This is a genomic window from Occallatibacter sp. FHG110214_02 (assembly GCF_059115385.1).
In genome coordinates this window covers 127602-151048 of the sequence record NZ_JBZYWK010000005.1, presented here as the reverse complement: position 1 = coordinate 151048, position 23447 = coordinate 127602, and the positions used below count along the sequence as shown (strand labels likewise).

Genomic DNA, 23447 nt, shown 5'->3' with positions numbered 1-23447 from the left:
ATTGCTGCTTGGACATCATCGGCGAGACTCTTGTTCATCACAGCTCGGCTCATTCAGGGGAACCGGCGTTTGCGAACGGCTTGGATAGGGCTGGCATGCTATGCCGGTCTTATCAGTGTGACATTCTTCCGTGCACGGTTATGCACAAGATTCATCGTGCGGAAGGAGCGTGGAAGGTCTTTCTCCTCGTATTCAACGCCCGATGCCACGAGTTGCAGAGCAGTTTTCTCAAGGGGTGCTCTCTTCGCCAGCATTCTGCTTTTGGCCTCTTCGCGATCTGTGGATGAGGCAAACTCGACAAATTTGTCGAGGTAAGCAAGTTTGCGATCGTACAGGTCGATCTCCTGATGAAGCTCGCGCAGGAAGTACTTATCATGCCGGGGAGAAGGCTTACTCATGAACCCTCCTTTGAAACGAAAAAGGGCGATCTGGATGACCGCCCCGTTCGATGTGTTGTTTGTCTCTCAGGCAATCCGCACGTTTTCAGCCTGAAAGCCTTTAGGGCCCTTTACAACATTGAATGTTACAGGCTGACCTTCCGGCAGGCTCTTGAAGCCCTCGCTCTGGATTGCCGAGAAATGCACGAAGACATCCTCGCCGCTGGAACGGCTCAAAAAACCGAATCCCTTCGCGTCGTTAAACCACTTCACTGTTCCTTGTTCCATTGAACTTGTTCCTTTGAATAGGTGTACCACCGAACTCAATTTGGAGTTGATTGCGAGTAAGGCGGAGAAGCGGAACAAGCAAGAAATCCAGATCGGATTCTTTGATCTGTGGTAAGTGTACACCCCAGTCAACTACAAATATTGGCGCGGAGAACATTTATTCCTCAATGGTCGAACGCGCTTTGTGGAAGATGTATATCATCAGCCGTCTGCAGTGGCTGTTCCCGTGCGCCAGATTCGCCGCCATTCTTCCTGATCCTCGCTTGAAAACGTGAATTCCTGTCCACAGTCGCTACAGGTCAGTTGCAGATTCTCTGCCATAAAACCCTTTCACCTACTCTTTCACTCCACGCCGCGTCGCTGGGGCATCGCTTGATGGCTAGATTAGGCCAAGCGGCTCAAGCAGCGTATGCTGGACAAAGAGGTAATCCATAATCTCCATCCTTAACGACCTTCGGCCTTCCTCGACACCCTCCGCGCCACTTTGTATAAAACGCCCTGAATTCGAGATAACGCCGCAAGTGTGCGGAGGCCAGTCAGGCTTCTGTTAGAAACGCTCCACCACCGGGAATTGAGGCATATTATGCGATCGGAGCTGGTGTTTGAAGCCGGACTCAAAATTGAGAACCGCTTTCTTCTGGCAACAACAACAATGCAGGCAACCCGAAAACTGCACGTGAACTCGACACGAACGGAAGACACTGTCAACCGGGTGCTCACCGAAGTGGCAAAGGGCACACGCGTGTATGAGAAGCTGCCTGAGATCACGCCGCCTCCAGTGATTGACGTGCTGCTGATTGCACCCGCTGCCTGATCAGCAAACGGTCGATTATGTGCGCCAAGGCACTTACGTTAAGCGGTTTTTCAGTAGAAGAAGCCGCTTTGCGCGTCTACGACGAGAGCGCTGTTACTCGGATTCTGCTTTAAATCTCTTTTGCGGCGAGTTTTCACAAATGGTCCGCACGCAAACGGATTCGGGCGTATGCTCAGGTAAGTAACGTTTGCTTCTCGCCTCAGGCATTCCAGGCTTCGCTTCAGACGAGCACCTTTTAAGCACGCAACCGAGCGACTGGAGCCGCCATGAATCTGCATAAACAAGGCGATGTAAAGAACCCCTTGTCTCCCCACTATCGCGCCAAGATACATCTTTACAAACCCGTATCCGACGCAGCTGGCCTTTCCGCGAACGAACCGGACGCACTCAAGAAAGTTCCATTGGGTTTCGCTGAGGATTTCCTTGCGGAGCATTCGTCCTCCGGCAAAGTCTTCGCATCGAATGGTCCTGTAACTGGTTCCATCAGTCCGCAGGCAACAGCAGTATCGAAGAACATACGGGCGTAAACCCGCATTCCGTTTTCCTGCGCAAGACGTGCAGGGAGACGCGGCTTATCGAGCTTTGTGGTGTGCTTGAAAGGGTTGCGAAACGGTTCAACGCCGCCGAGCTTGATTCTTTTCAGGCCGCAAAGTATCCGGCTTCCATATCGCGGCAGTGATCGTGCATCTCCACCAAATCCAGCACGATACTTTTCCCGGAAGATTCCCGGTGTACTTGGTCCATGCGCCTTCTCTCGACACTTCTCAGTAGATTGCAGAGATCGTCAACGCAATCGGGGCTTAAACGAAAGCAGGACAAAGTGACTTTCCATGAAATGATGCATCCGGCGAAACCGGCTGGGAAACGTGTTTCAACAGCGCTGCGCCCCAATGAGTTAAAGACCACACATGCCCCATTGCCAACGCGCATTGCTTTTATTGGAAACTATCTGCCGCGTGAGTGCGGCATTGCTACGTTTACCACCGACCTCTGCACAGCACTCGCCTCAGAATATGGCTCGGAGTGTCTGTTTGCCATTCCCGTCAATGATCCCGGCTCAAATTACGACTATCCGGAACAAGTGCGTTTGGAAATCGAGCAGGACGACTTGGCCTCGTATGAACGCGCGGCCGATTTTCTCAACTTCAACGGCAACGATCTGGTATGTCTGCAACATGAATACGGCATCTACGGTGGAAGCGCCGGCAGCCACATCCTGACGTTGCTTCGCAAACTGAAAATGCCGTTGGTTACTACGCTGCATACGGTTTTGCGCAACCCGGATATGGATCAGAGGTCCGTGCTGGAAGAAATTGCAAGACTTTCCGATCGTCTGGTCGTCATGAGCGAGTTGGCGGCTGAGCTTCTGCGCGATGTGTACGCAGTTCCCGGTGAAAACATCGATGTCATTCCACATGGAGTGCCGGAAATGCCATTTGTGGACCCCAACTATTTCAAGGACAGATTCGGCACGGAAGGAAAGTCGGTCTTGCTGACCTTCGGCCTGCTCTCTCCCAACAAGGGCATCGAGAACGTCATACGGGCGCTGCCGGCGATATTGGCGAAGCATCCGAATGTGGTGTACCTCGTCTCCGGAGTCACGCATCCCCATATCCGGCGGCGGGAGGGCGAGCGCTACCGCGAAGAACTAACAGCGCTGGCTGAACAACTGGGCGTTGCCTCGCAGTTGATCTTCAACAACCGCTTTGTGAGCACCGAGGAACTGGTGGAGCACGTCGGCGCGGCGGACATCTATGTCACACCCTACCGGCAGGAAGCGCAGGTCGTCTCTGGAACGCTCGCCATAGCGCTTGGCGCAGGCAAAGCAATTATCTCGACGCCATACTGGCACGCCAGGGAGCTTCTCGCGAATGGACGAGGCATGATTGTCCCCTTTGATGATCCCGAATCCATTGCCAAAGCTGTGCTTGGCTTATTGGAGAATGATGCGGAACGTCATGCGATGCGTAAGCGAGCGTATCTGCATTCTCGTGAGACGACATGGCCAAAGACAGCGCGTGCATATATGGCGACTTTCCAGCGCGCGCGCTTCGAGCGCAGTCTGCGGCCAAGGCCCGCTCAATCGGATGAACTTGCGTTAAGCGCTCCAATGGATCTTCCTGAACTAAATATTGCGCACATGCTGAACATGACCGATGACACGGGCATGTTGCAACACGCGATCTTCTCTGTGCCGAGCACGCGTGAGGGCTACACGACAGACGACAACGCACGCGCCCTCATCGTGGCTACGCTTTTGGACGAGAGTGGCGAGTTCACGCACATGAATGAATCTCTCAAACTCTCGCGACGGTATCTTGCTTTCCTCTGGCTGGCATTTGATTCGGATTCGGGACGGTTCAGAAACTTTCTTGGCTACGACCGGAGATGGCAGGAAGACATAGGCTCGGAAGACAGCCACGGCAGGGCGCTGTGGAGTTTAGGAACCGTACTAGGCCGTTCGCAGGATGCCGGATTACGCGGCGCGGCAGGCAGACTGTTCGAAGCCGCTTTACCGGCCACGCTGACTTTCACCAGTCCGCGCGCATGGGCATTCAGCATTCTCGGGATGCAGGCCTATCTGGATTGGTTTCCCGGCGACAGGGACGTTCAGAGCGCGCGAAACACGCTTGCCAACCGGCTGTTAGCTATCTACGAGCAGAGTTGCACCGGGACCTGGCAATGGTTTGAGAAGAGTCTCGCTTATTCAAACGCCAGGTTGCCACAGGCGCTCATTCTGGTTGGATGGAAAAGTAAAAACAGAAAAATGATCGCAACCGGTATCGAATCCCTCGAATGGCTTCTGACCGCGCAGCATCAAGACGACGAACAGATATTCGTGCCTATCGGCTCAAATGGGTTCTTTACCGAGGGCAAAGAAAAGGCCCGCTTCGATCAACAACCTGTCGAAGCCTGTGCCACCATTTCCGCCTGCCTTGAAACCTACAGGCTGACGCACGAACAGCGTTGGCTTGAATCCGCGCAGCAGATTTTTCGCTGGTTTCTCGGCAAGAATGATTTGCAAATTCCCCTCTACGATGCTGCAACGGGCGGGTGCAGGGATGGGCTTCATCCTGATCGCGTAAATGAAAACCAGGGAGCGGAGTCGACACTTTCGTTCCTGATGGCCCTCCTCGAATTGCAAGAGGAGAAAGTGACCAACACAAACCAACTTCATCAGGAAATGAGCGTTTCCCTTTGAGCCTGAATGCCTCTTCAGCAGTATCGTCAGAATCTATTGTCCCGGACTCACTGAAGCCTGGACCATGCGCAGACCTTCCCCTGTTTACTCGCTATGCCGGAAATCCGATCCTCACCCAGCGAGACTGGCCTTATCCGATGAACAGCGTCTTCAATGCGGGAGCTGTACAGTTACCCGATGGAGACACCCTTTTGCTCTGCAGGGTGGAGGAGCGGACTGGCTTGTCACATCTGTGCGCCGCCCGCTCCGCAAACGGAATCGATGGATGGCGCATCGATTCCGAACCCACGCTGATGGCCAATCCGCGCGAATACCCTGAAGAAATCTGGGGAATCGAAGATCCGCGGATCACGTACGTTCCCGAACTCGATCAATATGCGATTGCTTATACTTCGTTCGCGCGCGGCGGTCCTGGCGTATCACTCGCATTAACCAGGGACTTCAGGACCTTTGAACGACTCGGTGTCATCATGCCACCCGAAGATAAGGACGCGGCTTTGCTGCCGCGCAGGATCAACGGCTATTGGGCCATGATTCACCGCCCGGTAACGCCTACGGGCGCGCACATGTGGATCTCCTATTCGCCGGACCTGCGGCATTGGGGGAACCACAAAGTCATGCTCGAAGCACGTCGCGGCGGATGGTGGGATGCGAACAAAATCGGGCTCTGCTCACCGCCGATTGAGACATCGAAGGGATGGCTGACAATCTACCACGGAGTCCGGCAAACCGCTGCAGGGAGCATTTATCGCCTCGGACTTGCGCTCTTCGACCTGGAAAATCCGGAGATTTGCCTGCAACGTGGAGCTTCCTGGATGTTTGGGCCGGAAGCTCCTTATGAGCGCAGCGGAGATGTCAAGGACGTTGTGTTCCCCTGCGGGCAGATCATCGGCACCGATGGAGATACAATTCGCCTCTATTACGGTGCTGCCGATTCGTGTATGGCGATGGCAACGGGCAGCATACGCGCTCTGCTTGCATGGCTCAACCTGCACTCTGATTCAGAAAACATGCGCCGATTGTAGCGCATCGGATGGAGGAGAAAATGCGTGCAGCAAGCCGACAGCGGCCTGTGTGGTTACCGCATCTGATCTGGACCAGGCACGAATGTCCCAGTTGCAACTCGGTCAAATTCAAACCAGCCGAGTTACAACCCTTCGACAGACTGCTCAGTATGTTTGCATTACGGCCGGTTCGTTGCATGTTCTGCTGGAGGCGGTATTACTGGTTTGCCTTCCATACTGAGAACCCGGCCTGATGCCTTCGCACGTCTATACCGGGAAAAAGCCTGATTGATCTAATGGAGAGAGCGTTGAATGGAATATCCGTCTAACCCTACGTCGAACGATCTTTTGCTCCGCCTTGCATCAGACCGTCCACAAGAAGCTATGAACTATACCGTAATTGCGCAAAGCGCTGCAGATGTGCAGGATATTCAAAATTCTCCATCCGTGAGTATGGGACCGTATCTGATAGCGTCTGAACAGACGCGGTTGCTGACCACGCTCAGCATCTATAGCCTGCGCGGCAACAGCCGCGAGCAGGTGCGGATGCTGTATATGAATGCCACGGCGCTTCGCATTTGGAAAGACATGGGCAAGCAGCCGAAGATCGTAGGAACACAGCATCGTCCAGAGCATACCGCGCTGCTATCGTTTGGCGTGCCGTTCAGCGAGTAAGAAACGCAAACCCAAGAAAGAGCATCGAGTCAAAACAGGTGAGGGCCGATTGAATTGCACTTCCAACACGAACCATCCAAACCCCACTGTATTCGCATGTGCGGGACGAGCATTTGCTTGGATCGGCCGTGTTTTGTTGATATTAACCGCCATTCTGCTGGTTACTGCGCCGCTGACGCAGTACATTTGGACTTGGGATCACTTTCTGCACGGTGGTCAGGATTATGAATTAAGCACACTCATGCTACTGGCGTTTCTCTGCATGGTGCTGGTACTGGCTCAGCATTGCAAGCAGAGCATGGATTTGTTATTTGCAGCCCGGCACCAATGTTCATTTCTTTCCCGTGCCCCGGTGGTGGCTAGGGTTGCGCTCGTTGGACCGTCCTCGATCTTCTATTCAGAATGCGGGACCAGTCCGGGTTTAGCAAAATTCAGTCTTCCCCTTCAAATCTGATCCATCCCTCTCCAGGCAACTTTGTAGGGTGGTTCATCGCAGAGTTGTCTGCGAGCCATCGATATCGACTCAACCTTCGTTACGTCTGATATGGAGAGGTCATGAAAAAATCAGAAGTCCTTCACGCCTGGGCCAGGATATTGGCTGGCCGTGCGCCTTCGCTTTCAATCGAAATCACGAAAGAATGCCCTTTGCGGTGCCCCGGATGCTATGCCTTCGATGCTGCGCACCTCGGAGGAGTCACGCAGCTACGTCAGCTCTCCGACTACAAAGGCGAAGAACTTGTCGCAAAAGTGCTTGAGTTGATCGATGAACGGAGGCCGCTCCATGTTTCTCTTGTGGGTGGTGACCCGCTGGTACGGTATCGCGAACTTGAATCGCTGTTACCGCAGATCGAGAGCCGTGGTGTGCATACGCAGGTCGTTACCAGCGCTTTCAGGAAGATCCCGAGCGCGTGGAAGGAATTCAGGAAACTGAATGTCGTGGTATCGATCGATGGCCTTCAGCCAGAGCATGACGCGCGACGCATGCCCGCGACCTACGAGCGTATCCTTCAGAACATCGAAGAGGCTAGTGTTACCATTCATTGCACGATCACATCGCAGATAGCGGAGCGTCCCGGCTATCTCGACGAATTCCTTCGCTTCTGGACTAGCCGGCCGCAAATTGCCAAAGTGTGGTTCAGCATTTTCACTCCTCAGTGCGGCGCCACCGACCCGGAGATCCTGACGGCTTCGCAAAGGGCGTCCACGATCGCTGAATTGCATGGCTTACGGATGAGATACCCCAAGCTTGACTTACCGGAGGCAGTGATTCGGGAGATGCAGGCTCCTCCGAGGAGCCCGAGCGAATGCATCTTTGCAAGAACCACGGAAATTATTTCTGCGGATCTCAGAACGCAAATCACCCCCTGCCAGTTTGGCGGAGCCCCTGATTGCGAGCAATGTGGCTGCATCGCCTCGATGGGATTGGCTGCGGTCGGCCATTACCGCGTGGCGGGCGGACTCACCGCTGGTCAGATCTTTATGGCATCCGATCGATTGGGCAAGAAATGGAAAATTTTTCGCAGATCCCTTTCACGCCGGTCCGCCATTCAGGAAAATCTTTCCCCATTCAATATTCTTGAGCCGTAGTGCTCGGGAGCAATAGAACCGCGACAGAATCAGGATGAGCGGAATTGGGCAAGATCCCCAATAGCTCTTATTGAGCGACTCGCCATCTCCTGGGGTTCCATCAAAGATAGCTGGTGCGTTCAAAATCGCCTGGATACTTTTCGAGGTAGAACTCCACCAATTAGGTCTATTTTGTGCATGCCAGCGGCGTGGAGGCCGCTTATATGCACAAAGGTAACGGATGGCCACCTTGCCGCAAGCTCGTTCTGAAGCTTCCAGATCTGGATCACGCAAAATTCGCAGTACTCAACAGCCTGAGTTCTCCTCATTCTAGGAGAAACTACAAGTTTGCAATGGAGCAGTTCATCACCTGGTATTGTTCTGAGCCGAGACTTGCCTTGAATCGGGTTGTCGTCCTGCGATTTCGTCTTCACTTGGAATCTCTGGGCTTGGCAGCAGGAACCGTCAACCAGCGCCTTGCGGCAGTCAGACGGCTAGCGTACGAGGCGGCAGATTCCGGCTTACTCAGCCCAGAACTCGCGGCAGGTATTCGCCGCGTCAAAGGCGTAAAGCAGCTTGGAGCCCACACGGGAAACTGGCTCACCCGGGACCAAGTTCGATTTCTACTGGAAAAAGCAGATGGCGCGAATCTGCGCAGTCTCCGGGACGTTGCAATGATTTCCGTGCTTGTCGGTTGCGGATTGCGCCGTGCCGAGCTCTCTGCACTTACAGTTGAGGACTTGCAGATCAGGCAAGGACATTGGGCCATCGTGGATCTGGTGGGCAAGGGTGGTCATGTCCGCACAGTTCCTATGCCTGCGTGAGGCAAGCAGGCAGTCGATCGATGAAGGCAGTCGGCAAACGTAACTGCCGGCCGAGTCTTCCGAGCCGTGAGCCGCCATGGAACTGCTTGGGGTAAGGGAGTATCCGAAAATGTGATCTGGTATGTCGTCCGAAGATGCGCTGAGCGGATACAAATGGACCATCTCGCACCACGCGATCTCCGGCGCACTTGCGCCAAACTCTGTCATGTAAATGGCGGGGAATTAGAGCAGATTCAGTTCCTTCTCGGGCATGTTTCCGTGCTTACAACCGAGCGAGGTAGTGTCCTAATTTGGATTCTGGCTTTTCTGGCCTTTATCGGGTTTCCCGTCTGCTGGGCGGAGATTCAGCCACTTAGCCTCGGCATCTCCAGCATCGTCACCATATCGAATAACCTTCCAAGCGAAATGGAAGGGCGTACTGTGACTAATCCCGAAAACGTCCTCATAGGCTATAACGCCGAATATATGGAGAGCCGGATCACCGTTGCATATCGCTTCCCAATCTTTGGCGGAGATAAATGCAAGTCCGTCCTCTGCTGGCTCGATTCGGACTACTGTTTTAGAACCGGCCCGGACAATGGTGGGAATGCTCAACTTGGCTCCGTCAAATATGACGTTCTTACCGTTGAGGGGAGCAACCAAGAAATCCCCGGTGGCACTTACATTGAAGGCCCCGGTTCCTCCTTCGTTGGTGACTTCAATCCTCACGTCCAGCGATTCTTCGGTGATACCTTCGTCTATTTCAACGGGAAAGCCAGTACGCGGTTCGGTGGAAGGAACGTGAGCTATCAGTCGGGCTCGCGCATTGCTTCTCAGCGCGTGAATCTGCTTGCTCGCCACCTTGGCCCCAAGGATTGCCGCTCTTGCGGAAAGCAGTTGGGCCTTTGCAGACTGACGCATCCAATCCCCCTGCCGCTTGAGCGCAGCCAAAGTTTCGGCAGAGGAAGACGCAGCATCCCTAGCTTGAGACTCCATAATCTCAGCTTGCCGATTGATGGCTATGAGTGTGTCCTGTGTGGCGATGCGTTGTTGCTTCATTTCTTTCACTTGGCTACTCAGAAAACTCAAGTTTCAGAACTCATATATGAGACCTATCATTGCAGCAACAGCAAGTACCTCATTCATCAGAAAGGAGGCTTTGTCGTATCCATCCTTTTCGGGGGCCTTGACGACCCATACATCGGCATTAATGTGTGGCTCGCCTTTGGAGTGGGGGCTGCTGGCGTCATCTTTTTGGTTTTTCGGAACAGACGCGACTGGCGTGGATGGCTTCTGGTAATACTGAGTCTGCTTTGCTTCGTGCGCCTTAATATCTCCATTGAAAGAGACCAGCGAGAGCGTTATCGCCAACAGAATCAATTTTTTCAGCATGATAACGAAAATGTATCACAAAAATACTTGACCTCTACCATATTTATGTAATACATTTATTGCAGCGATGCTTTATGGCGAACGTACTCAGCATGAACAAGCAAATCGCGGTGATTGCAGCACTGGCAGAAGGCTCCAGCATCCGCTCCATTGAGCGCATGACGGAGATTCACCGCGACACCATCATGCGCCTTGGTGTCCGCATAAGTCGGGGATGCACCCGGCTACTTGATACCCTGATGCGCGACCTGTCCTGCACCCGGCTTGAGATGGATGAAATCTGGGGCTTCATCGGCAAGAAAGAAGCTCATGTGCGCCCCGGCGATGACCCGAAGTTGGGAGCATCTGGACCTTCTGCGCGATTGACGCGGAGACCAAGCTCGTTCCGGCGTTCAAGGTTGGGGAGCGGGACGCGACGACCGCTCATGCGTTCTGCGCGGACGTTGCCAACAGGATGCGTAACCGCGTCCAAGTCTCCACGGATGGGCTTCGCCATTACATCACGGCGATGGAGAGCGCCTTTGGCGCGGATGCCGATTACGCGCAAATCGTCAAAGTCTACGGACAGACCACCGAAGTAGTTGACCACCGTTACAGCACTCCCGAAGTCACGGACGTTGAGAAAATTGTCATCTCCGGCTCTCCCAACTACGACCTGATTTCGACCAGCTATGTCGAACGCCTAAACGCTACGACCCGGCTCCACATGAGGCGGTTGACTCGCCTGACTCACGCCTTTAGCAAGAAGCGGGAGAACTTCGAGGCTGCGGTCGGACTGCACTTCGCTTATTACAACCTGGTGCGGCGGCATAATACGCTTCGCTGCACCCCTGCTGTGGCTGCGGGGATTGCGCCGAGTTTCTGGTCAGTGGGAGACTTGGTGGAGGCGGCGACATGAATTACATCGAGGAATTGCGCGAGGTTATCCAGGAGCTCCACGGCGTGGATTCCACGCACCGCCAGAGCGTCCCGGTGAAAGAGGAGTTCAACGGAGAGACTATCTGGGAGGGTGTCGTCGAGATATTTGACCTGCACGGCCACCCCAAGGCGGATACGGCCTTTGCTTGGACCCATGCGACTGATGACCCGCAGACCCCTAAGCGCAGCATAAAGATCCTGAAAATTCCTCCCGCAGTATCCCCCGAAACCGCTGTGCGTACTTTCATCGTTCAGGAGTATCGTAATGCTCAAACAGCCTAAAGAAACGAAACGGAAGCCCGGTCGCCCGAAGCTGGCCAAACATGAGGCAAAGGCCAAGATTGTGCCGGTGCGATTTGCCCTTGAGGACTTGGAACGGATTCAGGAGGCAGCGAACCGGGCCGAGCAGACCGTTTCGGAATGGATTCGTAGCACGTTGGCTTCCGCTGTGGAAGCCTGAATCTGTGGAATTCAAATTAGGACACTACCTTATGACCGTGACCTATGGACAGACGAGTTTGCATTCCTAAGCCAGCCAGGCGAAGCCCAGATACAAAGCGACCTCTTCTACGATTACCGAACCAATGTCGCGTCGTATCCAGCATGGCAGGCTTGGCTCCGCAGTCGGCAGCCTCATTTGCTGGTGCTATGGGGTAAATATGATTCCTCGTTCCAAGTCGCCGAAGCAGCTGCTTATCAGAGCGATGTCAAGAATGCAGAAATACACATCCTGAATGCCGGTCATTTCGCTCTGGACACAAACGCAGATGAATAGCATCAATAATCGACAACTTTCTTTCGCACTAATAGGTTCCCTGTTCTGAATCTGCAGCTCATTTCAATCATTTAGTCATTGATTCAGCAATCACCATAAAGAAAACCATGCCATGGTATGTCCAGTAAGGAGTAAGAATGACGAGCCAATCCAAAAAGGCAAATGTGCAGTCTGTGAATGTGAGCGGCAACTTGCGAGAAGTACAGTTTGCAGGACAATCCGTGATTACCGGATTCTTCAAGAGCCCAGTTTCAGGAAGTATTCGCACACGCCAGCTTGGTTTGGATGGCGATGCGCAGGGAGATTTGCGAGTTCATGGCGGTCTCGACAAAGCAATCTACTTTTATCCCGAAGAGCATTACTCTTATTGGGAAAAGCTGCTAAGCATGGACTCGCTACCTCCGGGCAGTTTTGGCGAAAACATTACGTCAAAGGGGCTTCTCGAATCCGATCTGCATGTTGGCGACGTAATTCAGATTGGCACGGCAATCATGCAGGTACTGCAGCCGCGAAGCCCCTGCTATAAGCTGCAAATGAAATTCCATCGGCCTGATATGGTAGCGCTGTTCATGCGGGAAGGACGTCCTGGGTGGTATGCATCCGTTCTTCAGGAAGGAGACATAACGAGAAATAGCGAAATCGAGATTGTCTCTAGGGCGCCGGAGAAGATTAGCATTGCCGATATTTGGAGCTACAGCTTAAAGACCACGAGCGACAGGGAAATGCGAATGCGAATCATCAGCTTGGACTTGCTGCCAGTCTTCTGGAAGGAGCGGATTGCACGGATCTAAGTACGTCAGCACATCGAGAGAGTCGGCTGAATAGCAAAACTACAAGAGTACGGCTGAGTTCATTTGTAGCTAGAGTTGCAGACAGGAAGCTCTTGATAAATTGTCCGCGGGCAAGCACAGGCCAGGATAACGGCGAAATTGCGAAAGCCCGGATGTGTACTCGAAGAGGATGTGCCATCGGCTGCCGGTAGCGAAGCACAGGCCGCATTGCCAGTCGTAATCCTCGTCGGCAATCGTTCGGAGAGAAGGTGTCGCGAGGCCTTCTCCCCACATCCACCGGCTTATTTGCTGCCGTAGCACATACCCATCCCCGGATCGCTCATGGAGGGCGGCGGTGTAACAGTACCCCACTTGGAAGGCGCTGGCCCCATCGTAAGTACCAATGTGGCGCCATCCTTGATCTGTCCATGCCGGAACCACGCATTTGGCAGGTCCACGCCATTCAATGTGGCTGACTGCACATAGCGGTTCAGACCGTTGCCATCAAAGTTCTTCGCAAGAATGTGCAGCTTCTTCCCATTGTCCAGTGATAGCGAAGCATCAGGGATGCTTGGCGTACTGATGAGATAAACATCCTGCCCCGCCACCGGAAACAATCCAAGCGTAGAAAAGATCAGCCAGCTCGACATAGCTCCCGAATCATCATTGCCGGGAATCCCCGCGCGATTATCCATGAAGTACTTTTCAAGAATCATGCGAACGACTTCAGCAGAACGATCCGGCTTACGTGCGTAGTTGTAGAGCACCGGCAGCAGAAAACCCGGTTCATTGGTCACATCAAAATGCCTGCGTAGAAATGTCCAGTCCAGGCGATGCGCAAATGCTTCCTCGCCGCCAGCCATCTCAATCAAGCGGCGCATATCTTGCGGCGCATAAATCGAGTACGTCCAGATATCTCCCTCGTAGAAGAAATCCGGCCACGTACCACGCACTACAAGATACGGTGCAGCCCAGCTACCATCCGGATTACGAGGCCGCAGAAAGCCCTTTATGCCTTCCGCCGTCATATCCTTGTCCCACAGATTTTTAAAGTTGTGCGCCCGGCCACCATACAGCGCGGCTTCTTTTGTTTTACCCAAACCGCACGCCACTTCAGAAATCGCAAAATCGTCGTAAGCGTACTCCATCGTGCGAGAACCCGAGCGCTCATCCGCCAATGTCACATAGCCCTTGGTGTTGTAGTCCTTCAAACCGCCGCGGCCTTCCTTCTGCGCATCTGCCGGAGGAACCTCAGCATCATGCACCATCGCCGCAAAGGTCGTCTCATAATCAATGCCCTTCAGCCCTTTCACAAAGGCATCCGCTACAACCACGTTGGCATTCGAACCACCTTGCGTGCGTCCATTATCATTGCCGCTGCGCGCATCTGGCATATAGCCCGTATGACGATAAATATCCACCAGCGAACGAACAATATCCCGCTCTCTATCCGGCGAAATCAACGTCAGCAAGGGATTGGAAGTACGGAAGGTATCCCAGATGCAGTAGTAGTCGTCGTAATAAGGCTCCTTCGATTGCCAGTCCGGATTCTCCCCCGTTCTATCCGTAGGCATCAGCATGATGTGATACATCGCTGTATAAAGCTGCCGACGCTGCGACACACTCTCGCCCGAAAGCTCCAGCTTCGCCAGTTCTCGATTCCACAACTCCTTCGCCGCATTACGCACCGCATCAAAATTCCATCCCAGAATCTCTTCCTGCACATTGCGCTTCGCCTGGTCAGCGCTGATAAAGGAGATGCCCACCTTCACGCGCACCACCTGCTTCGCCTTCACATGAAGATCAAACGAAGCCCCAACCGGTGTATTCGCTCCCACAACAGCATCCTTCGCCGTTGCAAGCTCCGTCCCCATCCATGTACGCACGTTCTCAGCAGGCGTATCGAGAACCATGTCGTAGTAAACCTTGTACTCACCGCCACGATTCCATCCTCCCGTCACACGCGTAACACCCTGCACCTCGCGATTCGAGAGCACGTGTGCCTCAGCACCCAAAAACTTCTGCGCCTGCCAATCCGTTCCAAGCCCCAGCGCATGCGCCAGGTTAATCGTGATATGCGCCTCCTGCGGGGCAAGAAACATATAGCGGTGAAATCCCACGCGGCGACTGCTCGTCAACTCAGCCTTCACCTGGTAGCGGTCAAGCTTCGCAGCATAGTAGCCCACATGATTCTCTTCCTCAGACCGCGCGCTTTTAATGTCATTCAGTTCCAGTGGCCCCGTTACAGGCATCACCATCACGTTGCCGTACTTGCCCTGCGCGCCGCTCAGATGCAAATGCGAAAAGCCAAGAACCTCGCCGCTGCTCGCATATCCAAAGCCTGAGCGGCGCCCATCAAACCCCTGTATATCCGGCCCAACCTTCACCATGCCGTACGGAACTGCAGATCCAACAAAAGTATTTCCACCCCAGTCCACGCCAATAAACGGATCAACATTCTGCGTATAGTCCTTGGCTTTTACCGCGTCCGTCTTTTGCGCCCACCCAGTCTGCCCCACAACAAGCGCTACAACAAAAGCCACACTAAGGCGGCAAGAAGTCATGCGGCAAAAAAGATTCTCTATACGCATCACAATTCCATCCTTCCAATCAATCTCTTTAAAATCACTATTTGAAATTGCCGTTGGGGCTTGCTTGCGCAAACCCCAACGGCAAAATGGAACAGAACACCTTAGAACGTGTAGCGCAAGCTAAGCTGCAACGAACGCTGCCCATTCTTGCTGGTTACCCGGCCAAAGGTGGAATCGGTGTAGGTTGCATCCGGATTCGCCAGATCAGGATGGTTCGGGAAGTTGAAAGCATCCACACGGAACGCAAGATATTGGTCCTCAAACGTCGGGAACCGCTTCTGTAAACTCGCGTTGAAGCTTGGCTGCGCAGGCCCCGTCAGGAAGTTGCGCACGCGCTGCGAAGTAAACGTGCCCGGCGTCGGAGTCGTAAAGATTGGTGTGCCACTCTGGGTGGTGTTGAACCAGTAGTTATCGTCAGAACCAGTCGAGAACTTGTGGTTTCCCTCCAAGTGTGCGCCCTGAGCCACCTGCAGCAGTTGCTGCTGAAAGCCCGCACCCACACCCGCAACGTCCTGGCTCGTGCCAACACTGAACACCGTGCCACTCTGGAACTGATACGCCTGCGAGAGTTGCCACCCGCTGAGCGCCTCATTCGCCAGCCAGTTATGGCTTTGGAAGGGGATGTGATAAATAGCGTTCTGCACAAACACATGACGCAGATCATAGTCGGCTGGACCGCACAAACCCTTCGGATCATCTGCATCCGGCAGAAGGTTCTTCTGGAACGAACCGCAGTCATCCGAGTGAGCAAAAGTGTAGGCCGCGCCAAACCCAAGGTTATGGCTGAAGCGATGGTTCACGTCAATCTGTAGACCCTGGTACACAGCCGTGTCCCCTTGATATACGCCTGTAATAGCTGCATATCCAAGGTACGGGCGATGCGCATTCACGCCGCTGGTGCCATACTTCTGCGCAGTGCCCGGAGGCGCCTGGTTAATGTCAGACTCGAACTGCTGATGCAATGCGTGGCGGCCCACATAAGAAACATCGACAACAGTATCAAAGCCCAGGTCGCGCTCAATGGACGCATTCCAGATATACGCTTCAGGCTGCGGTGACTGCCTGTCAATCGAACCAGAGAGTGTTGGATAAGAACCTTGAGTAGCATTCGCGCCCGGATTATCCACGCTGCCTGCCGAGAGAGAAACCACCTGCTGCAACGGAGCAAAGCCGCCCAGAAAGACGTTATCGGAAGTTCCCTGCCTGCTTGTATAACGCCCAAAGCCAGTACGAAACACCGTCTTGTTGTTCAACTGATAAGCAATGCCCACGCGCGGCTGAAAGAGCCACTTCTGCACATGGATATAACCACGCGGCAGGTCGTGAAAGAGGTTGTCGTATGCCCCGGTAGAGGCAATGGCAACATGCTTGGACGCATCGGAAGTCCAGCCCTTACCAAACAACACCGTGCCGTTCAGTGAGTCACCCGTGCCGGCAATCGGATTGCCTGTCGTAGGATTCACCTGCACTGCATTGGCCGCATCATAGAACGCCGGAGCAAACGTGCCTGCATTGTTCCAAAGGCTGTAGAAAGGATGGATGCTGGTATAACGCACGCCATATTCAAGGTGCAGTTTTGACGTCACTTTCCATGAATCCTGCACAAAGAACTCGAACATATTCGCGCGGCTCGGTGTTTCGTTACGCGGCCCAATCTCGGAGTAAGTATTGAAGAGACCCAACGCCGCGTCGGCAATGTCATACCCCGTGCCCTGCGTATTCAGGCTCGAAAAGTCAAACTTGCCATTCTGATTATTGGTCTGTCCAGGCGTCGAGTTTGCATACGCAATCTGGTCGTCATCATTTTCGCCAGCCCGCTCATACAAGCCGCCTGCTCGAATCGTGTGATTGCCAAGGACGCGCGTAATCGTATCCGCAAAGTCAAATATCTGTCCCTGCGAGTGTGCCGGATACGTGCTTCCATCCACCGTTGTAATACCCGTCGAATCAAACGCAATCGTCGGGATCTTATTTTCCAGATCCTTGCCGTTCGGAAACAGATACGGATAGTTAATGCCATACTTCGTGCGGTCATACGTGCCCGTCGAAGTATCAATTTTCAGGCGCGCAACCTCATGGCTTGCCGTCAACAGCACTTCGTTCGTCATGCTTGGGCTAAAAGTATGCACCCAGTCCAGCGAGCCTGTTTCATTAGGACGGTTGTAAAGACGCGGCACCACGGCATAGCTCGATGTCGCAAAGGGATTCAGTTCCGTGTACCAGAAGTGCATCAGGCGGAAGCGAATGTAGTCCTTATCCGTCGGCACAATGTCCAGGTTGCCGCTATCGATACGCTGCGACCGCGGATAATTACCCGTCTCCAGCAGGTTTGCCGTTCCAACCTGGAATCCTGGCGTCGGCGTCGGAAAAACGGACAACAAGCCCACGCCGTTCGTGCTCAAGCGGTTCGGCGCAATTACGTTTGCCCTGCCTTCATAAGAAAAGCATCCAGGCCCGCCCGTCGATACATCGCAAGGCTGGTCCGACTGCGGGTCTTTGATGTAGTGATTCGTCGCCGGATTCCCCGTAATCAACGAGCTGAAGTCACCTGTCCGGAAAGCAGGATTCGGCACCACGCTTGTCGTCGTCGAAAGCGAAGGATTGCGCACCCATGCTTCCGAGTAGAGGAAGAACACTTTCCCCTTCGGGAAGAGATGCGGAATATAGAGCGGCCCATCCAGCACAAAGCCAAACTGATTGTAAGTAAACGGAGCCACCGAATCCGTCTTCAACGCCGAGGGATAATTCGGATTCGAGTTATTGCCATTGTGCTCGCGAACCCACGTATTCGCATTCAGCACAGGGTTCTGAAAATACTCATACAAGCTGCCGTGAAAGTGTTCGCTGCCGCCCTTGGTAATGATGCGAACCTGTCCGCCAATCGAACGCCCATACTCAGCCGGATAATTCGTCGTCAGCACCTGGACCTCTTGCACCGCATCCAGGTCCGGCGTGCCCACGGAGTCGCCGCTGGCGCGAACACGCACCGCAACTGCGCCGTCATACGACACCAGGTTGTCGCGCTCACGGCCACCGTTGATGTTGATTCCGCCCAGGCCAGTACTGAAGTTCGACGACGACACCGTGTTGTTGGTACTCGTAATACCAGCCTTGGTCAGAGCAAGATAAATAGGGCTGCGTCCATTCAACGGCAGCTCCTGCGCCTGACTGTTCGTAATCACGCGTCCCAGCGTAGAGCTATCCGCCTGCAGCGTAGTCTCGTTTGCTCGCACCTCAATCTGTTCGGAGTTCGCACCCACCTTCAGGCTGATGTTCACCGTGGCAGGCAGTGCCGGATCGAGATTGTTATTCGTACGCTGCACGGTAGCAAAACCCGGCGCGGTCACCGTTACGGTGTACTTACCCGGCACAAGTCCAGCAATGGTATAAAACCCCGAAGCATTGCTGATTGTCGTATGCACAGCTCCGGTCTCTTCGCTGGTAACCGTTACTGTGGCATGAGGAACCGCAGCAATGGACGAATCCGTAATCGTGCCGGTAATCGAAGCATTATCCGACTGCGCCAGCAAAGCTGCTGGCTGCATCAAAGCGAAAACCATCATCAGGAACATCGTTACCGCAAGCCCACGACTACAAGCAGCAAGAGTACGGGGCAAGGAAGATACGTTCAAAGCCGGAGCCTTGAAGCATCTCATGCTAGTCACTCGAAATACACTGCGCACATGCGCCTCCTAAGTAAGAAACTGAACAAAGATGGAAAATTTGCAAAAAACTCCCCTTAACGTCACAGCCTGGGCGTGCGTGGAGTTAACGAAACAAAGATTGTGTTGTTTTGCTTACCTTGCTCTACGGCTTCTCCAACAAGCCATCTACGCATCCGGCAGGAGCGGTCACCGGATTGCATCTTGCTATCGACCCATGTGGAAGCCCTACAAAGAAGCCAGTCCACTTAGCCGGCTCTGAGGCCGGATAATCTGTGCTCAGCATTTGTGCGCCGCTGGAGAGTGCAACATCCGCACGGCGATGGTCATTGGCCCGCGCCTCTTCAGTGCCGTCATCCGTGCGCGTGCGAATCAGGTATCCCTGTTGCGCCAACGCGTCGATCTCCGCCTTGCTCCCGCTATTCATCTCCGTGAAAGCAGCATCAGGAGCGCCCGGCGTAGCGTTGGTAAACAGCACCCGCCCGCGCAGCGAAGGATGCCCCTCGGTATACATCGCCTCAATCGGCCTCTGGTCCAACAGAAAGATAACCTTGCCGCGAACCTCAGCCAGGGTCGGCCAGCCGCCAGCCTTCGCCCCCTTCTTGCCGCTGTTCTGGATAGCTTCAAACAGCGTGTCGTAACCGCCGCGCACCTGGTCCGGTGTAATCAACTCTTCCGGAGGAAAGACGGAACGAATCTCAGCATCGAGCGCATCAAAGGTCGCCGAGGTAAACGGCTCCGGGCCATGGTCGCTCACCGCCGCTCCCGGACGCCCCTGCTTGGTTTCAATCAGCAGAAAGACCGGCAGGTGCTGCGGATGCTCATGCGACCAGCCGCGCACAATCTCTAGGCAGCGCACAAAGGTATGGCACGAACTCCGCTGATCCACATCCATCACGTGCATCACCTTGAACCCCGGCTTATCCATCTCATGCTGAGGATCAAAATCTGGATCAGCCGGCATTCCGGCTTCCTTCACCTTGTCTACAATCGCCGGGTGAGCATAGCGCCCGCCCTTGGAGTCCGCATAAACATCAATTTCAAGCTGCCTCACCCCGCCGTTTAACTGGTCCGGCAGCGGAGCATGGGCATAATCCAGCGCCCGCATCGCCTTCGGGTTCTGCTTTTCAATCAGCTTCTGCTCACTCGGCGCAATTCCAGTGTGGTAGCTGTTGTGGCTGCCAATCACCTGGATCTGATTTACCCGCAGCGCCTGGTCCTGTTGCACAACCGCAGCCTGCTGAGCAATCCCACACAAAGGCACCATTCCGATTAGCGGCAGAATCTTCAAAAGCGATTTCATAAGTTTTTGCAAAACCCTCTCCCATTGAGTCGAGCTAGCCAGCCCGGCAGAGACACCGGAAGCGTAAGCCTCCACGCCCCTGCCTGACCAGATTAGCTTTTCTCCTGTGCCTCAATCTTCTCCAGCCGGCAAGAGGAGTTGTTAGGGGTTTCCACCGTGGAATTTTCTAAAATATCTCTTTATTACAACCAGTATCTTCATTATTTTCTTTAACTTGAGAATTTTCCCCCGATATTATTTTTATGTTCCTGTCACATCGGTTAGAAACCCAAAGATTGAATTTATCCCAGCGTAATACTCTTTTCCACGGTGATAATTTTTACTAAATACGTCAGCTATATATCGAGATTCCATGAGCCGAACCTCCAACATTCTTGAGGCTGCCCCAACCTCCGCCGGAGGAGATGGTTCGTTGCCTTCTTTGGAGACGGACCCTCGGTGGCTGCTTGCCAAGCGGGTTGCAACCAGCAAACATTTTGCGAAATCCAAGTTTCTGGCCAGCTTTCTTCTCTATATATGTGAGAAGTGCCTGCTGCACCACACGTATGAAATTACCGAGCAGCAAATAGGCGAGCATGTTTTTCGCCGCCCGCAGGGTTACAACCCCGGTGATGACAACATTGTCCGGAATTACGCCCGCCATCTTCGCCGCCGCCTTGCGGAATATTTTGAGACCGAAGGCCGTTCCGAGCCATTCCACATCCAGATTCCTGTCGGTGGCTACATCCCTGTCTTCGAGCCTGCGTCCTTTGCCCAAACTCTGCCCGCAGAAGATCCTTTAGAAACACAAGCGCCACAACCAGCGCCACAGGCGGAACCTGCCCCTCCAACTCCCCGCCCGCAAAAGATGTGGACACCCAACGCCCGCCTTATGACGCTTCTTGCCGTTTACAGCGTCGCCCTGGTGGCTCTTACGTGGGCTGTAGTTTCTCCACAGGTCGCAAGCTGGCTTGGCACATTGTTCCACGCGCCGTCTCCCGCTGACTCGGTAAAGCCTTTGTGGGCTTCTCTCTTTGGCGGACCCGCAAGCTGCTACATCGTTCCCTCGGATGCAGCCCTCAACAATCTCGAAGGCCGTCTTCATCGCCCCATCCCGCTGGGAGATTACGTCAATGGCAGCTACCTTGACGCTCCCCTGCCGCAACTGGATGCCTTCAGCTCGGAAGACCTTCGTACTCAGGAGTTCAGCAGCTTTACCGACCTGCAGATTATTACCGCGCTCGCACACCTCCCTGATTTCAACCCCGAGCGCACAATTCTTCGCTTCCCACGCCGGTTGCAGCTCGACGACCTGAAGGTTTCCAATGCCATCCTCATTGGCTCCATGGGCAGCAACCCCTGGGCGGCCATTGCGGAACGCAATGCAAACTTCCGCATTGTGAACGGCGAAGCCATGCAGTCTGCAACGATTGTGAACAGCAAGCCGCTGCCGGGCGAAGCGCCTTCCTACGAAAGCCACTGGAACCAGCCCGAGCACGAGACCTACGCCATCATTGCGTACCTGCCAAACCTGGGCGGCAGCGGCCACCTTCTTCTTCTACAAGGGCTAGACATAGCCGGAACGCAAGCCGCTGCCGAAGCACTCATCCACCCCGCAGCCGTGGCATCCATTCTGCAGCAAGCCACGCGCCCCGACGGCTCCCTGCGCTCATTTGAAATTCTCCTCCGCTCCAGCAGCATCGCTTCCCGCTCCGCTGGCGCGCAAGTTATCGGCAGCCGCATCTACTAGGGCTCGTACCATACAGACCAACCTCGACAAATTTTCCGAAAACAAAAGAAACAACAGGTGCAGACATTTGTCCCGAACCCAACTGCGCCAACTCCACCAACTTGGGGAGGAACTCCTTCGCTGTCATCAAAAGCACTTCATTTTATACTTGACAACCCAACACTAAATACACAGAAATAGGAAAGCATTCGATATTGAACGAAAGAACTCCGGCAATAGAGTCAGGCCTTGCTCAATATGACTCATTGCCTGGTGCAAATAGAATCCTCTACCGGCCTGCACGACCGTAAGAAATCCCAGTATCCGAGGTCATCCCATGAGCTCTGCCAGCACAATTGCAGCCACGGCACAGCAAGGCCCACTCGAAGCTCAGACTGGCCCCTTGAAATCCGTCGAGAAACCCGCCGCGCGCAACGTAGCCGTAGACGCATATCGCGGCCTCGTAATGCTTCTCATGATGGGCGAAGTAATGAACTTTGCCGCCGTACACCGCGCCTACCCCGCAAGTCTCTTCTGGCGAATACTCTCCTTCAATCAGAACCACGTCGAATGGGCCGGCTTGGGCCTGCATGACATGATCCAGCCCTCATTCACATTTCTCGTCGGCGTGGCCATGCCGTACTCCATCGCATCCCGCACTCGCAAAGGCGAGAGCTTCGCGCATCAGCTCAAACACGCGCTCTGGCGCTCGCTGCTCCTCATCCTGCTGGGCTTCTTCCTTCGCTCCATCGGCCAGCCCATCACCTACTTCACCTTTGAAGACACACTGACCCAGATAGGCCTCGGCTACACCTTCGCCTTTCTGCTGTATCACGTCCGTCCCCGCTGGCAATGGATCGCCTTCGCCTCCATCCTCTTCGCCTACTGGCTCGCGTGGGCGCTCTACCCCGCCCCCGGCCCCGGCTTTGACTATGCAGCGGTAGGAGTGCCGCCCGGATGGTCGCACAACTTCACAGGTTTTGCCTCGCACTGGAACAAGAACAGCAACCTCGGCAACGCCTTTGACGTGTGGTTCCTCAACCTCTTCCCGCGCACCTCCCGCTTCGCCTACAACAGCGGAGGCTACCTGACACTCAGCTTCATCCCCACCCTGGGAACCATGCTGCTTGGCCTCTTCGCCGGTCGCTGGTATCGCGAATCCCCTTCACGCATCCCACTTAAAAAGTTTCTCGTAGCCGGTGTCTCACTCGCAGCCCTCGCAATTCTCCTGCACTTCAGCGGCATCTGCCCCATCGTCAAGCGCGTATGGACACCCGCATGGACACTCTTCAGCGGCGGCATCTGCTTCCTTTTCCTCTCGGCCTTCGCATGGCTCATTGACATCAAAGGCTATCGCCGCTGGGCCTTCCCGCTCGTCGTCGTCGGCCTCAACTCCATGGCCGCCTATCTCATCGCGCACCTCTGTGAAGACTTCATCATCAGCTCGCTCCACACGCATCTCGGCTTCGCGCCATTTCAGGTATTAGGCCCCGACCTCCAGCCACTTCTGCAGGGTATAGCCGTCATGCTCGTCTACTGGCTCATGCTCTTCTGGCTCTATCGCAAAAAAATCTTCATCAAGATCTAGCCGCACAAAGC

General features: G+C 54.3%; 21 protein-coding genes. 13 read left to right on the top strand and 8 right to left on the bottom strand.

Translation table 11 applies throughout. From position 1 onward, the window contains the following. Nucleotides 1–98 precede the first annotated feature (98 nt). The 3 genes from AC5S3R_RS06810 to AC5S3R_RS06800 all read right to left on the bottom strand — a co-directional run bounded on the left by AC5S3R_RS06810 (nt 99) and on the right by AC5S3R_RS06800 (nt 986). A complete protein-coding gene (locus AC5S3R_RS06810; RefSeq protein WP_494266263.1) occupies nt 99–398 on the bottom strand; it encodes a hypothetical protein in 300 nt (99 codons plus the stop codon). A 66-nt stretch (nt 399–464) separates the two neighbouring features. Then, complete coding sequence (locus tag AC5S3R_RS06805; RefSeq protein ID WP_494266262.1) at nt 465–665, bottom strand: cold-shock protein; 201 nt, start codon at nt 663–665, stop codon at nt 465–467. 201 nt (nt 666–866) lie between these two features. Continuing rightward, a complete protein-coding gene (locus AC5S3R_RS06800) occupies nt 867–986 on the bottom strand; it encodes a zinc-ribbon domain containing protein (RefSeq protein WP_494266261.1) in 120 nt (39 codons plus the stop codon). 262 nt (nt 987–1248) lie between these two features. Here AC5S3R_RS06800 and AC5S3R_RS06795 point away from each other — a divergent pair, with 262 nt between their 5' ends. From AC5S3R_RS06795 to AC5S3R_RS06765, 7 genes are all read left to right on the top strand, one after another. Next, on the top strand, nt 1249–1479 hold the full coding sequence (locus AC5S3R_RS06795; protein WP_494266260.1) for a hypothetical protein: 231 nt from the start codon (nt 1249–1251) through the stop codon (nt 1477–1479). 266 nt (nt 1480–1745) lie between these two features. Next, on the top strand, nt 1746–2006 hold the full coding sequence (locus AC5S3R_RS06790) for a hypothetical protein (protein ID WP_494266259.1): 261 nt from the start codon (nt 1746–1748) through the stop codon (nt 2004–2006). A 293-nt stretch (nt 2007–2299) separates the two neighbouring features. Next, nucleotides 2300–4681, top strand: a complete 2382-nt coding sequence (locus AC5S3R_RS06785; protein ID WP_494266258.1) for a glycosyltransferase family 4 protein — start codon at nt 2300–2302, stop codon at nt 4679–4681. 137 nt (nt 4682–4818) lie between these two features. Continuing rightward, entirely contained in the window at nt 4819–5706 is an 888-nt protein-coding gene (locus tag AC5S3R_RS06780; protein ID WP_494266331.1) for a glycoside hydrolase family 130 protein, read from the top strand. A gap of 291 nt (nt 5707–5997) precedes the next feature. After that, nucleotides 5998–6360, top strand: a complete 363-nt coding sequence (locus AC5S3R_RS06775) for a hypothetical protein (protein ID WP_494266257.1) — start codon at nt 5998–6000, stop codon at nt 6358–6360. Between the two features lie 555 nt (nt 6361–6915). Next, nucleotides 6916–7947, top strand: coding sequence for a radical SAM protein (locus AC5S3R_RS06770; RefSeq protein ID WP_494266256.1), 1032 nt, complete (start codon nt 6916–6918; stop codon nt 7945–7947). A 203-nt stretch (nt 7948–8150) separates the two neighbouring features. After that, nucleotides 8151–8750, top strand: a complete 600-nt coding sequence (locus tag AC5S3R_RS06765; RefSeq protein WP_494266255.1) for a tyrosine-type recombinase/integrase — start codon at nt 8151–8153, stop codon at nt 8748–8750. Nucleotides 8751–9035: 285 nt separating this feature from the next. Here AC5S3R_RS06765 and AC5S3R_RS06760 read toward each other — a convergent pair whose 3' ends face one another. Beyond that, complete coding sequence (locus tag AC5S3R_RS06760) at nt 9036–9818, bottom strand: hypothetical protein (protein ID WP_494266254.1); 783 nt, start codon at nt 9816–9818, stop codon at nt 9036–9038. Nucleotides 9819–9821: 3 nt separating this feature from the next. Next, nucleotides 9822–10121: a hypothetical protein gene (locus AC5S3R_RS06755; RefSeq protein WP_494266253.1), complete on the bottom strand. Its 300-nt coding sequence runs from the start codon at nt 10119–10121 to the stop codon at nt 9822–9824. Between the two features lie 454 nt (nt 10122–10575). Here AC5S3R_RS06755 and AC5S3R_RS06750 point away from each other — a divergent pair, with 454 nt between their 5' ends. The 4 genes from AC5S3R_RS06750 to AC5S3R_RS06735 all read left to right on the top strand — a co-directional run bounded on the left by AC5S3R_RS06750 (nt 10576) and on the right by AC5S3R_RS06735 (nt 12605). Beyond that, a complete protein-coding gene (locus tag AC5S3R_RS06750; protein WP_494266252.1) occupies nt 10576–11019 on the top strand; it encodes a hypothetical protein in 444 nt (147 codons plus the stop codon). After that, complete coding sequence (locus tag AC5S3R_RS06745; protein WP_494266251.1) at nt 11016–11321, top strand: hypothetical protein; 306 nt, start codon at nt 11016–11018, stop codon at nt 11319–11321. The genes AC5S3R_RS06750 and AC5S3R_RS06745 overlap by 4 nt, the downstream gene beginning before the upstream one ends. Beyond that, nucleotides 11305–11499, top strand: coding sequence for a hypothetical protein (locus tag AC5S3R_RS06740; RefSeq protein WP_494266250.1), 195 nt, complete (start codon nt 11305–11307; stop codon nt 11497–11499). Before AC5S3R_RS06745 ends, AC5S3R_RS06740 begins: the two co-directional genes overlap by 17 nt. 452 nt (nt 11500–11951) lie before the next feature. Further along, a complete protein-coding gene (locus AC5S3R_RS06735) occupies nt 11952–12605 on the top strand; it encodes an MOSC domain-containing protein (RefSeq protein ID WP_494266249.1) in 654 nt (217 codons plus the stop codon). A gap of 281 nt (nt 12606–12886) precedes the next feature. Here AC5S3R_RS06735 and AC5S3R_RS06730 read toward each other — a convergent pair whose 3' ends face one another. The 3 genes from AC5S3R_RS06730 to AC5S3R_RS06720 form a co-directional block, all read right to left on the bottom strand. Continuing rightward, complete coding sequence (locus tag AC5S3R_RS06730) at nt 12887–15148, bottom strand: GH92 family glycosyl hydrolase (protein WP_494266248.1); 2262 nt, start codon at nt 15146–15148, stop codon at nt 12887–12889. Between the two features lie 128 nt (nt 15149–15276). Further along, nucleotides 15277–18738 (bottom strand): carboxypeptidase-like regulatory domain-containing protein, encoded by a 3462-nt coding sequence (locus AC5S3R_RS06725; RefSeq protein ID WP_494266247.1) that lies wholly within the window; start codon nt 18736–18738, stop codon nt 15277–15279. A gap of 244 nt (nt 18739–18982) precedes the next feature. Next, a complete protein-coding gene (locus tag AC5S3R_RS06720) occupies nt 18983–20140 on the bottom strand; it encodes a phosphatidylinositol-specific phospholipase C1-like protein (protein ID WP_494266246.1) in 1158 nt (385 codons plus the stop codon). 352 nt (nt 20141–20492) lie between these two features. On the opposite strand from AC5S3R_RS06720, the gene AC5S3R_RS06715 reads away from it, so the two are divergent. Together AC5S3R_RS06715 and AC5S3R_RS06710 are read left to right on the top strand one after the other, a co-directional pair. Beyond that, nucleotides 20493–21869: a hypothetical protein gene (locus AC5S3R_RS06715; RefSeq protein WP_494266245.1), complete on the top strand. Its 1377-nt coding sequence runs from the start codon at nt 20493–20495 to the stop codon at nt 21867–21869. A gap of 316 nt (nt 21870–22185) precedes the next feature. After that, a complete protein-coding gene (locus AC5S3R_RS06710; RefSeq protein WP_494266244.1) occupies nt 22186–23436 on the top strand; it encodes an acyltransferase family protein in 1251 nt (416 codons plus the stop codon). The last annotated feature ends 11 nt before the right edge of the window (nt 23437–23447 follow it).